14 protein-coding genes, 1 tRNA gene and 1 other RNA gene are annotated in these 14997 nt (G+C 47.5%); 4 read left to right on the top strand and 12 right to left on the bottom strand.

Annotation, left to right across the window (positions count from 1 at the left end; genetic code table 11):
• Positions 1-214 precede the first annotated feature (214 nt).
• The 11 genes from AVZ68_RS18840 to AVZ68_RS18795 all read right to left on the bottom strand — a co-directional run bounded on the left by AVZ68_RS18840 (position 215) and on the right by AVZ68_RS18795 (position 9512).
• Positions 215-481: a pro-sigmaK processing inhibitor BofA family protein gene (locus AVZ68_RS18840; RefSeq protein ID WP_059106123.1), complete on the bottom strand. Its 267-nt coding sequence runs from the start codon at positions 479-481 to the stop codon at positions 215-217.
• Between the two features lie 340 nt (positions 482-821).
• Positions 822-1037 carry a YaaL family protein gene (locus tag AVZ68_RS18835; RefSeq protein ID WP_059106122.1) on the bottom strand — a complete coding sequence of 72 codons (216 nt, stop codon included), beginning with the start codon at positions 1035-1037 and terminating at the stop codon, positions 822-824.
• Positions 1038-1051: 14 nt separating this feature from the next.
• Positions 1052-1648, bottom strand: coding sequence for a recombination mediator RecR (recR, locus tag AVZ68_RS18830; protein ID WP_059106121.1), 597 nt, complete (start codon positions 1646-1648; stop codon positions 1052-1054).
• 11 nt (positions 1649-1659) lie between these two features.
• Complete coding sequence (locus AVZ68_RS18825; RefSeq protein ID WP_059106120.1) at positions 1660-1971, bottom strand: YbaB/EbfC family nucleoid-associated protein; 312 nt, start codon at positions 1969-1971, stop codon at positions 1660-1662.
• 25 nt (positions 1972-1996) lie between these two features.
• Complete coding sequence (gene dnaX, locus AVZ68_RS18820; RefSeq protein WP_059106119.1) at positions 1997-3700, bottom strand: DNA polymerase III subunit gamma/tau; 1704 nt, start codon at positions 3698-3700, stop codon at positions 1997-1999.
• Between the two features lie 448 nt (positions 3701-4148).
• Positions 4149-4415, bottom strand: an RNA gene (gene ffs / locus AVZ68_RS20050) — signal recognition particle sRNA large type.
• A 123-nt stretch (positions 4416-4538) separates the two neighbouring features.
• On the bottom strand, positions 4539-5039 hold the full coding sequence (locus AVZ68_RS18815) for a small multi-drug export protein (protein WP_059106118.1): 501 nt from the start codon (positions 5037-5039) through the stop codon (positions 4539-4541).
• A 229-nt stretch (positions 5040-5268) separates the two neighbouring features.
• Entirely contained in the window at positions 5269-5748 is a 480-nt protein-coding gene (gene tadA, locus AVZ68_RS18810; RefSeq protein ID WP_059106117.1) for a tRNA adenosine(34) deaminase TadA, read from the bottom strand.
• 112 nt (positions 5749-5860) lie between these two features.
• Positions 5861-5950: transfer RNA gene (locus AVZ68_RS18805), tRNA-Ser, on the bottom strand.
• 142 nt (positions 5951-6092) lie between these two features.
• Positions 6093-7706 (bottom strand): glutathione ABC transporter substrate-binding protein, encoded by a 1614-nt coding sequence (locus AVZ68_RS18800; RefSeq protein WP_059106116.1) that lies wholly within the window; start codon positions 7704-7706, stop codon positions 6093-6095.
• A 180-nt stretch (positions 7707-7886) separates the two neighbouring features.
• Positions 7887-9512: a glutathione ABC transporter substrate-binding protein gene (locus AVZ68_RS18795; RefSeq protein ID WP_059106115.1), complete on the bottom strand. Its 1626-nt coding sequence runs from the start codon at positions 9510-9512 to the stop codon at positions 7887-7889.
• Between the two features lie 318 nt (positions 9513-9830).
• On the opposite strand from AVZ68_RS18795, the gene nikC reads away from it, so the two are divergent.
• The 4 genes from nikC (at position 9831) to AVZ68_RS18775 (ending at position 13751) form a co-directional block, all read left to right on the top strand.
• The gene (nikC, locus tag AVZ68_RS18790; protein WP_059106114.1) at positions 9831-10730 is read left to right on the top strand and encodes a nickel transporter permease; all 900 of its coding nucleotides are present in this window, start codon (positions 9831-9833) and stop codon (positions 10728-10730) included.
• A 15-nt stretch (positions 10731-10745) separates the two neighbouring features.
• Positions 10746-11696 (top strand): ABC transporter permease, encoded by a 951-nt coding sequence (locus tag AVZ68_RS18785; RefSeq protein WP_059106113.1) that lies wholly within the window; start codon positions 10746-10748, stop codon positions 11694-11696.
• Between the two features lie 101 nt (positions 11697-11797).
• Complete coding sequence (locus tag AVZ68_RS18780; protein ID WP_082676792.1) at positions 11798-12751, top strand: ABC transporter ATP-binding protein; 954 nt, start codon at positions 11798-11800, stop codon at positions 12749-12751.
• On the top strand, positions 12741-13751 hold the full coding sequence (locus AVZ68_RS18775; protein WP_059106111.1) for an ABC transporter ATP-binding protein: 1011 nt from the start codon (positions 12741-12743) through the stop codon (positions 13749-13751). Before AVZ68_RS18780 ends, AVZ68_RS18775 begins: the two co-directional genes overlap by 11 nt.
• A gap of 197 nt (positions 13752-13948) precedes the next feature.
• Here the strand turns inward: AVZ68_RS18775 and AVZ68_RS18770 are convergent, their stop codons facing one another.
• A complete protein-coding gene (locus tag AVZ68_RS18770) occupies positions 13949-14737 on the bottom strand; it encodes a carbon-nitrogen family hydrolase (RefSeq protein WP_059106110.1) in 789 nt (262 codons plus the stop codon).
• Positions 14738-14997: the final 260 nt, after the last annotated feature.

The following is a 14997-nucleotide window of genomic DNA, read 5'->3' as shown; positions in this document are numbered from 1 at the left end:
AAGAACTCGTTGGTCGCTCTCTTTTGTTGGCGACTCAATTAATATATCATTCAAAACAATGCACGTCAACAACTTTTTAAATATAGTTTCTTAAAGCGTCGTGTGAACAACATTGTTTTAAGGACAAATAATAATATATCATTCTACTTTAGTGTTGGCAAGGGTTTTTTCAAAGAAAAACAAAAAGGCCCCTGCAGAGCCTTTGTTCGATCGCTTAACCGACGACAAAATACTGAAGTGCTATGAGCATTGCTACGCCTGGGATCCCAAGAATCGCCGCAATACCAGCAGTTATCCCATTAATTGGCACAAACAGCCCAGCCGTGCCGCCCACGGCATTGATTAGAAATAGCAGAAGCGTGCCTACAACCAATCGAACGCCGAGTTGGCCGAGCAGTCGAATCGGCCTCATTGGAGCCCCTAGCGTAAGCAAAAGCAATACGACAACGCCCAGTATTGAAAACAATAACCATGGTTCCATTTTTCCACCTCATATAGCTCGTCTTCCTCTACTATATGCACGCTTTTTCGAATCGATTCCAAAAGAAAAGTGTAGGCGGGATGCTCAGAAACAAGGATTTTAGAAGGCCTCCACTTGAGATCCTGAACTTGGATTTCAGGGCACGACTGAAAAATTTCGCCGCTTCTACCCACCGGAGCTAGACACGAAAAGCGCAGGCGGGTCGAACAGAAGCGCGAATTTTGGAGACCCGATAAAAGAAATCCCGGTTTTGGATTTCGTTGTCAGGGCGAAAAATCTCGTCGCTTCTACCCGCCGGGGCTAGACATAAAAAGCACCGACCAACGGCCGAATGCTTTTTCTATTTGCTCTGCCTCGCGTGGCGCACACGCGCTTCTTTGTGTAAAAACGAATAAAGAGCTTCTGTCAATTTTTGTTGCTTGATCACATCGTCAGAAGGATCCACGCTTTGTGCAAGCAATTGTCGCTGTGAATCAACCTTCGCCTTTAACGTATTAAAATCGTTCACAAGGCGCGCATCTTCTTCTTTGCGAAGCAACCCTTTCTTCCTAAACATGGACATCGCCTGCCTTACAGTTCTCGTCTTCCTTCTATTGCTTTGGAAAGCGTCACTTCATCCGCGTACTCCAAATCTCCACCTACAGGGAGGCCGTGAGCGAGTCGCGTCACTTTAATGCCTGTCGGTTTGATTAAACGCGACATATACATCGCCGTCGCTTCCCCTTCAATGGTAGGATTGGTAGCGATAATGACTTCCTGAATCGTGTCATCCTGCAGACGCTTGATCAGCTCTGGAACTTTAATATCTTCCGGCCCGATCCCGTCCATTGGTGAGATGGCGCCATGGAGAACATGATAAAGCCCCGTATATTCGCGCATCTTTTCCACTGCAATCACATCGCGTGATTCTTGAAGAACACAGACCACTGACTTGTCTCTATGCGAATCATTACAAATGTAGCAAGGATCGGTATCGGTAATGTTGTGGCATTGGGAACAGTAGGTTAAGTCGCGCTTCGCGTGGACAAGTGCCTTCGCAAATTCAAGCACATCGTCTTCTTTCATATCAATGACATGAAAGGCTAGACGGCTGGCGGTCTTTGGGCCTATTCCGGGCAGACGTGTAAAGCCTTCGATTAATTTTGCAATTGGTTGTGGATACTGCAAAGCCTCACCCCCTAGAACATGCCCGGCAGATTCATGCCTTTCGTAAATTTACCCATATCCTGTTCAACAAGCTCATCGACTTGACTAAGCGCCTCGTTGGTCGCCGCAAGAACGAGATCTTGAAGCATGTCAATATCCTCAGGGTCAACGACATCTTCGGAAATTTTGATATCTACAATGCGCTTATCTCCCGAAGCGACAACGGTCACCATACCGCCACCGACTGTTGCTTCGACTGTCTTTTCCTTCAGTTCTTCCTGTGCTTTAGCCATTTGTTTTTGCATCTTTTGCATTTGCTTCATCATATTGCCCATGTTTTTCATTGTTCCTGGCACCCCTTTGTCCTTTTTATTTGTCCGTCATTTCGATTAAATCTTCGCCGACAAGCTTGACCGCTTCATCAATAAGTGGATTTGCAGGCGCAGGGTCTTCCCCGTCCTCTTGTCTGACTTTCACATACTCTTCTTTAATTTTCTCCCACTGAGAACCAAGGAGTGTGAGAAAATCGCTATGATCTCCGAAAACATCCGCAAGCACTTGGCATAGCGTTTCCCGAAACTTTGTATCCATCATATCACGATGCATTTCATTTTGGAACGCTAGCAATACCTTTGTCTCAGAGGCGGCTACTGGTTTGCTGTCGCTAAGCCAGGCATGCCCCGGAACACTTGTCGTTTTCATACGCTCCATCACTTCGCCCCAGCGGCTTGTTACTTGCTGAAGCTGTTGTTTGCTCGCTTCTTGGAGCATCTCCTTCACTTGCCCCGTCGCTGCCCGCGGTTGCTGAGAACCCTTTTGCATTTTTCTTCTCGGCGCAGAAGCAGACGCTTTTTTATTGCCATCCCCTTCGACAGTAGAGGGAGCTGCCTGCAGTTGTTTTATCGCATTCTCCAGCTTGGACAGCTTCCCTTCAAGCTCTTGAACGGCAGCATTTGAAGATGCTTCTACTCCGGTTGTTTCACGCCAGGAGCGCGCGTTTAACAGCTTAATAAGCGCCAGCTCCAACACGATGTTCGGATGCTGAGACCATTTCATTTCTTGCTGGCTTTCCGTTAAGGCATCTATCGCTGCGTACAACCACTCATTTTGAAAACCAGCGGCGATTTGGCTGAATTCTTCATTCAACACAGACCGCTCAAACAAGTGAGTGGCTTCTGGTGCTGCTTTAAAAAGCAGCATGTCACGAAACACATAAATCAAGTCTTCCAAAAGTCGTTTGCCATCTTTGCCGCCGCGAAGAACGCGATCTAACGTTTCCAGCGCTTCCTTTGTATCCCCATGACCGAGCGAACGAGCAATGGTCATGAGCGCCTCACGGGACACGGTTCCAGTAATCATGAGCACATCTTCAGCGCTCACTTTTTCATCGGAAAAGGAAATCGCTTGATCCAATAAGCTAAGCGCATCACGCATGCCTCCATCCGCTGCACGGGCGATCAAGAAAAGCGCTTCTTCTTCATAGGTTTGTTCGTTCGTTTCCATAATATGTTTCATCCGATCAACGAGTTCTCCATTCGTAATCGGCTTAAAGTCGAATCGCTGCGTACGAGAAATAATCGTAAGAGGAATTTTGTGTGGCTCTGTTGTCGCGAGAATAAAGATGACATGAGCTGGAGGTTCCTCGAGCGTTTTCAAAAGCGCATTAAAGGCACCGGTAGAGAGCATGTGAACTTCATCAATGATATAGACTTTGTAGCGGACTTCGCTTGGGGCGAATTTGACCTTGTCGCGAATGTCGCGAATTTCATCGACCCCGTTATTAGAAGCCGCGTCAATTTCAATCACATCAACAATGGAACCAGCCGTAATTCCCCGGCAAGCGGCGCACTCATTACAAGGTTCAGCGACAGGCGCACGCTCGCAGTTGATCGCTTTGGCAATAATTTTCGCCGCACTCGTCTTGCCCGTCCCCCGCGGACCGGAAAACAAATAGGCATGGGCGAGCTTTTGTTGGATGAGCGCATTTTTCAGCGTTTTCGTTATGTGCATCTGCCCCACAACATCCTCCAGAAGTTGCGGACGCCAGACGCGATAAAGGGCTTGATAGCTCATCGGCTTCCCCCTGTCCTTCATTCAATGGTCATTCTATTATAGCTGTTTTCAGAAGACGTTTAAAGCTTGAGTAGCCAACCACGTATATCTTCCTCATTTTATTGACCGAAAAGCGTAGGCGGGTCGAACAGAAGCGCGAATTTTGGAGACCCGATAAAAGAAATCCCGGTTTTGGATTTCGTTGTCAGGGCGAAAAATCTCGACGCTTCTACCCGCCGGAGCTAGACAATACCGAAATGCGCAGGCGGGTTGCTCAGAAGCGAGGATTTTGGAAGGCCTGACATAAGAAATCCCGAACTTGGATTTCGATGTCAGGACCGAAAAATCCCGAGCTTCTACCCGCCGGAGCTAGACAAAAAGCTCGCTTTTATCTAAAGCGAGCTTTCTTCCATACAATAATAAAAAAACAACCACGTGCCGCAGCTGTTTTCATGATAAGTATTGAATGCCGTGCACCTTTCCTCGATCACGCTTCCACAAGCGTTACCTAAACAGTTAGCTCGACCCAGGCGACTCTGCGGCACACGGGAGGGTCCACTTACTGCTGCTTCCTTCCGGACCTGACAGGGTTCATGGGTTCCCGTTGCGCAGAACCCAAGTGTCCACACCACTTACTTAGGGCAGGCCTTGCAGAAGCATGACCTCAAAAAGGGATTCAGCCTCGCTATAGCGGATTGCGAGTGACAGGGCACCGCTACCTCCCCACCTAGCACGGCAAATTGGATAACATGTTTAGGCGCCAATCTGACGCATTCCTTAGTATACTCGATAGGAGGTGAAAATGCAACAAGCGTAACCAATTTCCATAAATGAGAAAGGGGCTAGAACCAAGTCTCTGTTACTCTCGATTGTTTAGAAAGTCAATCAGAAACCCTTCACTTCCTGTACGTTCTCCAATGACATCTACACCAAGGGCAGAGACAACAGCCATAATCATGCAGGAAATGAGCAAGGTGAAGGTAAACACCGCCGCTACTCGTTTTTCATTTGTTCCGAAAATGACAGAGAGAAACGCTGAAAGGTGGCTGCCAATAAGAAAGGGACCAATAAATAGCATGCCGACCATACCGTACTTGTCCCAAAGCCTACGAGCACGCTGTTCCTTCTTGGATTCCACCTCTTCCCCTTTCCGCTTTTTCCTATTCTTTCTCCACTCATTGATGCGGTCAATGAAATAAATCATCAGCAACACAGAAAGCAAATTGCCAAGATAAGCGAAAATGGTTACAGGTATGATAGGCAATCCGGCGATCGCACCGATGGGTATAACATAAATGGCCTCGAAAAACGGAATCGCACCTGCTATGAAAATGACAATATACGAGATAAAAATTTCCATTTCTGTGAGATGTACCTCCTGTAAGTATGGGTTCGTATTTACTTAATTTCTGGCCTACTTTTATATACATTCCTTATTATACTAAACATTGGTGTTTTGGCCACCTTTATTTGTAAAACTGTTCCAACAAATGCTTCTACACTTTCTCTCGTTTCCCTAAGGTATCCTTTGGTGATTCCCATGCTACTTCCAAGCATATGAAAGAACACTGGCTCTAAACCCGATGCGTTTACTCGTTCCTTTCTCGTTTTTTCCTCTCTCGCAACGATCGAAAGAAGCTTGTCAACTGCTCCGAGCACTCCTCGCCTAACACCCCTGAGATCACTGCACTCGCATGATTAAACCGTGGCTCATCCAGCAAATTCATCAGTGTGCCCGCACACCCAGCTTTAGGGTCACTCGCCCCATACACAACGGTTGGAATTCGCGACTGCACAATCGCCCCTGCACACATTGGACACGGCTCTAACGTCACATACAGCGTGCAGCCTTCAAGTCGCCAAGTGCCAAGCTCCCGACACGCCTGCTCAATGGCAAGAAGTTCGGCGTGAGCAAGCGCTGCTTGATCCGCCTCTCTTTGATTGTATGCCGATGCAACGACTTTTTCGTTCCTCACAATCAGTGCCCCAATCGGAACTTCGCCCAACTCCTCCGCTTTTCTCGCCAGCACCAGCGCCTCTCTCATCCATTGCTCATGAACCGTTTCCATCTTGCACCCCCTTATTCTCGTACAAATCCCAAAAGCAGACGGGTCGCCTACCCGTCGGAGCTAGATAAAAAAACACGGCCAGCCTCTGTGGTCGTGTGATCGGTAACAATGACGGAGGAAGAGGGATTCGAACCCTCGCGCGAGTTGCCCCGCCTATCGGTTTTCGAGACCGACCCCTTCAGCCGAACTTGGGTATTCCTCCATACGTATAGACATGTTTCTTTCAAACTCACAAAGACTAGGATAGCAAACGCAGATGAAAAAGGCAATAGTCAGAGAGGAAATCCCGAGCTTCTCCCCGCAGAAGCTAAAGTAAGGCAGCGATTCCTCGCTGCCTTACTCTCTTACTCTTCGATGTAGGCCTCATGAAGCATTAACGTACCCGTTGGGTGACGCTTAAAGTCTACCACGCTATCGTGAACAGCGTTGAGGTCTTGTTTATAGTCGACAAAGATCGCTGGTGCATCTTCCGTGATGATTTCTTGAGCCTCAGAATACAAATCCATTCGTGCATCGTGATCCATCTCAGCAGCCGCTTCATCTAGAAGTTGATCGACTTCTTCATTTTCATAGAAGAAACGGTTGCCTGGGTCCCCAAAGTTATCCGAGTGGAAGATCGGGTCTAGGGAATAATCTGCATCTCCTGTCGCAGAGCCCCAGCCGAGCACAAACATGTCGTGGTTCCCTTCACCCGTTTGCTCAAGATAAGCGCCCCACTCCACGAGCTCGATATTTGCTGTTACGCCAATTTCTTGTAGCTGCCCTTGAACATACTCAGCTAGATCTTGACGTGTTTGGGTATCGTTTGTGGAGATTGTAAATTCCAACTCCCCTTCTTCGAACCCTGCTTCAGCAAGAAGCTCTTTCGCTCCTTCTGGATCGTAAGGGATGCCGTCGACATCAGGATCGTATCCAATAACATCTGGAGCCATAGGACCTGTGGCAGGAATGCCATACCCATTTAAGAGTAGTTCTACAACACTTTCATTATCCACTGCCATGGAAATCGCCCGACGAACATCTGGGTCATCAAAAGGTTCTTTCTGCGTATTAAAACCAATGTAATTGGTAGACAGGCTGTCTGTTACTTCAAGGTGCATACCTTCCGTTTCTTCAACTTGAGCAGCAGACTGCGTTTCTGTTGGTTCAGAGATGTGGCTCGTGCCGGATTGAACTTCAGCTACACGTGTATTGCCATCAGGGACGACCTTGAAAGTAACGGTATCAAGCTTTGCCGCTTCACCCCAGTAATCTTCGTTCTTCGCGAGGACAATTTCTTGATCCGTAGTCCCTGATTCATGTTTGAAATAACCCGTACCTACTGGGTGCTCATTCACATAAGTAGTAGGCTGTTCGCCGTCCTCCATTGCAGCATAGTCCTCGTCAATGGAAGCTGGGCTAATCATGTTTCCACCGCTGTGAGCAAAGCTATAGATCAACGGAGCAAGCGGTTCTTCCGTAACAAATTCAATTTCATAGTCACCTAGGACGTTGATCTCTGTGATGTCATTAAATAAAAACGCGCGCTGAGAGGCAATCTCCTCATCGGTAATACGATCAATGTTTTTCTTTACGACTTCGGCATTAAACTCTTCCCCATCATGGAAGGTGACCCCTTCTTGCAGTTGAAAGGTAATTGTATTGTCTTCTATCTGCCAGTCCTCAGCAAGCACTGGTTGAAGTTCCATATCTTCATCAAACTCGATAAGAGTTTCGTAGATTTGGTCCTGCACCTGATTCGTTGGTACATCATTCGCATCATGCGGATCAAAGGAAGTAATCTCTGACTGCATAGAAATCACAAGGTCGCCGGCTTCACCATTCCCTTCCGCAGACCCGTTATCGCCATCGTCGCCGCCAGCTGAATCGCCGTCATTTGGCTCACTAGCACATGCCCCTAGACCCACAGCCAATCCCAATGCCATCACGCCATAAAAAGGTTTTTTTAAACGCTTCATATTATTTTCATCCCCCTCGTTCATAAATTTTCTGTTTTAAAACAATTTTACTATAAACTATTTTGCACAAATACACAACTGCAAAGTAAAATTTTTTTCTCAACATTGGGATAAAAAATTGAAAACGTGCCCACTCCATTGAAATTTCTCCATGGAGGGGACCGTCCGTCTATCTAAACATCAATTGATCGTCACATCTTGCAACATAAGCTTTCGTGTTGGGTGCTGCCAAAAGCCTTGGACATCCTCACTGAGACCGACCATATAGTCTTGGTGCACCAGCGGTTGAATAATCGCTTCTTTCGCAATATAGTTTTGTACTTCTCGGTAGGCTTCTAATCGTTCTGCCTCATCTGAACTTTCTCTTCCTATCTCAAGCCACTCATCCAACTCTTCACTATCCGTAAAGGTACGATTCCCCGGCGCTCCTTGGTTCGAGGAATGGAATAACGGATACAGGCCGTAGTCGCCATCACCCGTAACTGTCGACCAACTTAAGACGAACATTTCCTGATTTCCCTCCGCCGTGAAATCAAGGAAACTCCCCCATTCTTGTACATCAATGCTCACATTGATATTAATTTCTTCCAACGCGCTTTGGACATATTCGGCAATGTACTGACGTTCTTGTTCATCACTCGTATGGAACGTAATGTCAAACCCGTCTTCTAACCCTTCCTCTGCAAGCAATTGCCTGGCCTCATCCAAGTTATGTTCATTGGACTCAATACTTTCATCATACCCAAACACCGCAGGAGCTAGAGGGCTTTTGGCTTCAATCCCCACCCCATCATAGGCTGCTTCTAACACTTCGCCTCGATCGATCGCCAAGGAAATCGCCTTACGAACATTCGAATTGTCAAGATACTCTTGTTCTGCGTTGAAGCCGACATACATAATCATGACACTTTCCTGCGTATCCACGGTAATCCCATCCGTCGCCTCAATTTCGGCAAGGTCATTTGGGCTTATCGGATCGATAATATGGGCGTTGCCGCTTTGCAATTCAGCCATTCGCGTGCCCCCTTCTGGTACGACACGCACGGTAACTGTATCGACTTTTGCCGGTTCGCCCCAATAGTCTTCGTTTTTGGTGAGGCGGATATAATCGCCTTGCACCCACTCGTCAAAGGCAAAATAGCCTGTTCCTGAAGCATTGGCGTTAATATAAGAACCTGGTTCCTCGCCCTCTTCCATCGCTGCATAGTCCGCTTCGATGCTCTCTGGACTCATAATCGAGCCCCCATCATGAGCAAGATGCGCAGGCAGCGGGGCAAACGGATACTCCGTGTGAAAACGCACGGTATAGTCGTCGACCACTTCAACCTCTGTGACCATTTCATAAAGGAAGGCACGTTGAGAGGCGATATCTGTATCTAAAATCCGGTCGAAGTTGGCTTTTACGGCCTCCGCATTAAATTCAGCCCCATCATGGAAAGTCACGCCTTCACGAAGCTCAAACTCCCAAACCGTATCTTCAATTTGATCCCAGTCTTCGGCAAGGTCCGGCTGCAGCTCGAGATCCGCATCATGCTGAACCAGTGTTTCATAGATTTGTGATGTCATGTTTGAGGAGTATGTATCGTTGGAGCCATGTACATCGAGAGAGACGGCTTCGCTTAGCATCGAGATCAGAAGGTCCCCTCCCTCTCCTCCCTCTTCGCCTTCAGACGCTTGTCCATCCGAGGCGTCTCCTTCCGTTTCATCGCCCTCTGTCGGCTCCGTTGCACATGCGGCAACCATAAAAAGCATGAATGATAGCATCAAGCCAAAAGATGCGTTTTTTAAAGAAAATTGCCTACTCATTAAACATTCTCCTTTTCTCTCAATTTTGATTTCTTAAGTATTCAAACCTTACCACAAACGTTGATAAAGAAGCAATTGTTTTTCTACTATTCTTTTTTTTCGACAAAGAAAGAAGCAAGACGACACCATCTTTATCATTTTGCAAATACAATAAACTGGCATTTCGACAAAATAAAAAGATCCTTTACAAACGACTACATGACACTATAGAATGTTATATTAAGATTGTAGTTTTCAGATTGTTTCCCCATTACTATTGATGTATAATCAAATAATGCGCTTTCAATAGTTTAATATTGCATAGAAAGGGAGTTGAACATGACGCAACAGCCTCAACCTGCAGATCAGCCGATTGCTAGCTCTGCCGAAAATCCTCTACTGAGAAGCTGGAAGGATTTTTTAAAACGACTGGCTCAAAATAAATCGGCAATGTTCGGAGGAATTTTAATTGTCCTCCTCCTCGTCATCTCTTGGGTCGGACCTTTTCTCGTACCCTACGGTGAAAACGAGCAGGAGGTAGTGAACAAACTGGCGCCACCGTCTGCCGACCATTGGTTTGGAACAGACAATTTCGGACGAGATGTTTTTTCTAGACTGATTCATGGCATGAGCATCACCTTCTATATTGGCTTTATGTCTGTCGCTATTGGTGGGACGGTTGGAACGTTTTTTGGAATCGTCTCAGGGTATTATGGAGGAAAAGTCGACACCGTGTTCATGCGTATTATTGATGTTTTCCTGGCTTTTCCTGGTATTATTCTAGCACTTGCCATCGTCGCAGCGCTTGGGCCTGGACTCAATAACGTCGTCTATGCCGTCGCCATCGGTGCTTTCCCTACCTTTGCCCGGATTGCTCGCGGTTCCACGCTGACGGTGAAGAAGCTGGAATACATTGATGCAGTGAAAGCACTGGGTGCGAATGACTTACGCATTATCTTTAAACATATTCTACCTAATATTATGTCGCCGATTATTGTTCAAACAACGTTGTATATTGCTACTGCTGTTTTAAGCGCTGCAGGGCTTTCTTTTCTAGGCTTAGGGACGCAGCCTCCAGACCCAGAATGGGGCGCGATGCTAAACGATGGGCGCAACTATATGTTTAACGCTCCGCATTTAACGTATGCACCAGGGCTCGCCATTATTTTGGTCGTACTGGCTTTCAACATCTTTGGTGATGGTCTGCGTGATGCACTCGACCCGAAACTGAAAAAATAGAAAAGAGGTGCACTCTTGTTTACTTTTATTATTCGTCGTTTGCTGCAAACGATTCCTGTTTTACTAGGTGTCACCGTGCTTGTCTTTTTGCTGATGCACCTCATCCCGGGCAACCCTGCCCAAATTATGGCTGGTGAATCGGCAAGTCCTGAACAAGTAGCGGCGCTTGAAGAACGTCTTGGATTAAACGATCCGCTTCCTGTGCAGTACTTTACTTATATCTCCAATCTTGTTCAGTTGGACATGGGCGACTCCATTCGTAACAGCCGCCCTGTCGTTGACTTAATCATGCCTAGAGTGGCAGTGACGATCGAGTTAACGGTATATAGTACCATCTTAAGTATTTTTATGGGTCTTATCGTAGGAATCATTGCCGCGACCAAACGCGGAACACTGGTTGATTCTTCGCTTATGGTCGTCGCTCTGTTCGGTCTATCTATGCCAAACTTTTGGCTTGGGCTCTTGCTCATTCAGTGGTTTGCGCTTGGGAACTTGCCGTGGATTGGCTCCTTCCTTGATACCGCGTGGTTTGTGCCGTCAGGGTGGGGAAACTTTGATCAAATTGTTCTGCCTGTATTTATGCTCGGTGTCGGCGGTGCAGCGATTATTGCCCGTATGACCCGTTCCAGTATGCTCGATGTGATCGGTTCCGATTACATTCGGACAGCGCGGGCCAAAGGGGTAAAGGAGCGTTACGTCATTTACCAGCACGCCTTGAAAAATGCGTTGATCCCCGTCATCACCGTGACAGGTTTACAGTTCGGTACGTTGCTTGGCGGTGCGGTTCTCGCTGAAAGTGTGTTTGCCATTAACGGCATGGGAAGGCTCATTCTCGATGCAATTCTGCAAAGAGACTTTCCTGTGATGCAAGGGGGCATTCTTGTCGCATCCCTATTATTTGTTCTCGTGAACTTACTTGTCGATATTGCCTACCGTCTTGTTAATAAGCGCGTGGAAACCAATTAAACGTTCGGTATTGATTATAAAAGTAGAAAGGTGTGAGACGATTGGCTAATGATGCCATCTTAGAAGTGCGTGATCTTCGTACATCGTTTTTCACTGACAAAATGGAAGTCAAAGCCGTAGACGGCGTTACATTTGACGTACCTAAGGGAAAGACCATTGGCATTGTCGGCGAATCGGGGTCTGGGAAGAGCATCACCTCTCTTTCCATCCTTCGTTTAATCGGCAATCCTGGAAAAGTGAAGGACGGGGAAGTCTTATTTAAAGGCGAAAACCTTCTTGATAAATCAGAAGCACAAATGCGCAAGATTCGCGGCAATGAAATTTCGATGATCTTTCAAGAACCAATGACTTCGTTGAACCCTACGTTTACCGTAGGGAAGCAAATCGGTGAGTCGTACCGCATTCATCAAAACCTATCGAAAAAAGAATCGGTTGCTCGTTCCATTGAAATGCTGAAGCTCGTTGGCATTCCTTCTCCGGAAAAGCGGGTCCATCAATATCCGTTTGAGCTCTCCGGAGGAATGCGACAGCGCGTCATGATTGCCATGGCTCTTGCCTGTAATCCCGAGCTGCTCATTGCCGATGAGCCAACGACGGCCTTGGATGTCACCATTCAAGCGCAAATTTTGGAGTTGATTCGTGACTTGCAAACCCGTCTTGGCATGTCCGTGATTATGATCACGCATGACCTTGGCGTAGTGGCAGAGACTTGTGATCACGTCGCGGTCATGTACGGCGGGCAAGTAGTTGAATTTGCAACGGTCGATGAACTGTTTAATAACCCGCGCCATCCCTATACGGTCGGCTTGATGCAGTCCCTTCCTCGCCACGATGTGGACGTTGAAGGCGACCTGTCGATTATTAAAGGCTCCGTTCCAGCACCGGGGGAAATGCCTTCCGGCTGTCGCTTTGCTCCTCGCTGCCCGTTTGCAAGTGATATCTGCCAAGAATTGCCTGCACTTGAGACGGATGAGGATGGAAATCAAATTCGCTGCTGGATTTACTCAGAGAAATGGGACGGCGATCCGGAGGTGAACGTTCAACGTGACCAATGAATTAGTTAAAGTCAATGATTTAAAACAACACTTCCCCATCAAGGGTGGCTTCTTTGGCCGTACGGTCAATCATGTAAAGGCCGTTGATGGGGTGACCTTTGATATTAAAGAGGGGGAGACGGTCTCCATTGTTGGTGAATCCGGTTGCGGGAAATCAACCACAGGGCGAGCCATTCTCCGTCTGGACGAACCTACCAGTGGTACGGTTGAATTTCAAGGCGAGGATCTACTTGCGTTAAACCGTGGCCAAATGCGAAAAAAGCGCAAGGACTTGCAAATCATTTTTCAGGATCCTTATGCATCGATCAATCCGCGCCAAACGGTTCGTCAAATTCTCTCAGAAGCGATGACGATTCAAGGCATTCCAAAATCCACGCACAATGAGCGGATTAAGGAACTGATGAAAACCGTTGGCCTGGGTGCTCACCAAATTGATCGTTTCCCGCATGAATTCAGTGGCGGTCAGCGCCAGCGGGTCGGTATTGCTCGCGCACTCTCTGTTGATCCGAAAATGATTATTTGTGATGAGGCTGTATCCGCACTAGATGTATCCATTCAAGCCCAGGTCATCAATTTGCTCAAAAAGTTACAACGTGAGCTTAAATTAACGTATTTGTTTATCTCCCATGATCTTGGCGTTGTGCGTCATATTTCTGATCGCGTCATCGTCATGTATTTGGGGCGCATTGTGGAGATGGGTGATAAGAAGTCGGTGTTTGATAACCCACAGCATCCTTACACGAAGTCGCTTCTTTCCGCCATCCCCAAACCCGATCCGCGGGAAAAGAAGAATCGGATTGTACTCCAAGGCGATGTGCCTTCTCCGATCGATCCGCCGTCTGGCTGTCGGTTCCACACACGCTGTCCGTTTGCTACTGACAAATGCAGAACCGACGACCCAATGCTTCGCACGACGGAGGACATGACAGAAGATCATCAAGGGGCATGCCACTATATGGAGGAGATTGCTTCAGGCGAGCGTCAGCCGTCTTACACGTAACAAGCACAGAGCCACGCAGGGGAACTCTACCCGCGTGGCTCTTTTATGTCTTGATCGACCCGCCTCTGCTTTTCGGGTTGTCTAACTCCGGCGGGAACTTCGAGATTTTTCGCCCTGACAACGAAATTTAAAATCGGAGTTTCTTTTGTCAGTCTCCAAAATTCGCGCTTCTGCTCGACCCGCCTCTGCTTTTCGGGTTAATAAAATTCCGGTCGTCGGCTCTTGAACACCGGGACGTCTTTTCGAATTTGTTTTGTCTGTTCCAGGTTGAGCTGAAGGGAAAGGGTTTCTTCCGCTCGCGCATCTCCCTTTACTAGACACTCTCCCCACGGATTCGTCACCATGGAGCGTCCCGCGTACGTTGTTCCATTGTAGCCACCGACGCAGTTCACGGAGACGACGTAGAACTGGTTTTCAATCGCCCGTGCCTGCTGCAGAACCTCCCAGTGGGTAGAGCGTGCGTCTGGCCACTCTGCAACGATATGCAGCACCTGTGCACCATCAAGGGCGAGCTGGCGGGCAAGCTCTGGAAAGCGCAAGTCATAGCAAACAATAACGCCCATCTTCACTCCGTCTAATTCAAAGACGGCCACTTTCTCTTCTCCGCCCGTTAAGAACGCAGGTTCATTCAACATAGGTACGAGATGAATTTTATCATACGAGTAGACAAGCTCTCCCTTGGCATTGACGACAAACGCGCTGTTGTAAATCCCCCCCGCTTTTTTATTGGCAACGGAACCGCCGATCATATGAACGTCGTGCTGTTTTGCTAATCCTTTTAAAAAAGGAATTGTCTCTGCTCCATCCTCCTCTGCTCGTTCGTCTAATTCTTCAAGTGTGTAGCCTGTCGTCCACATTTCTGGAAGGACCAAGATGTCCGGCTTTTCTTCACCTTTACACACCTCATCTGCCCAATCCTTTACTTTTCTGCGATTCTCATCCGCGTCTCCAGCCTTGATCTCCATTTGATACAAGCTGTATCTCATTCATTACTCACCTCTTTCCTCAAGCTTATAATGAGGCTGCTTTAAAAGAAAGGGAAAGGGGTTTGAGAGGCTCCAAAACCGCACGAATCAAAACCACCCGTGGTAACGGGTGGTTTGCTCTGCGGCTGAAAGCCTCTCTTACCGGCCTCGGCCTAAAAGGCCCTCTGAATGGGTCTCCCTCCTGCACCACATCCACTCGCTAATTCTAAAGAACTCAACTTTCGCAGGCCGAAATAGACAGGTATATCCTAATATAGTTG

The sequence above is a fragment of the Shouchella shacheensis genome (genome assembly GCF_001484965.1).
GTDB lineage: Bacteria > Bacillota > Bacilli > Bacillales > Bacillaceae_D > Shouchella > Shouchella shacheensis.
The sequence above is the reverse complement of the archived record's forward strand: the minus strand, read 5'-3'. Positions and strand labels throughout refer to the sequence as shown.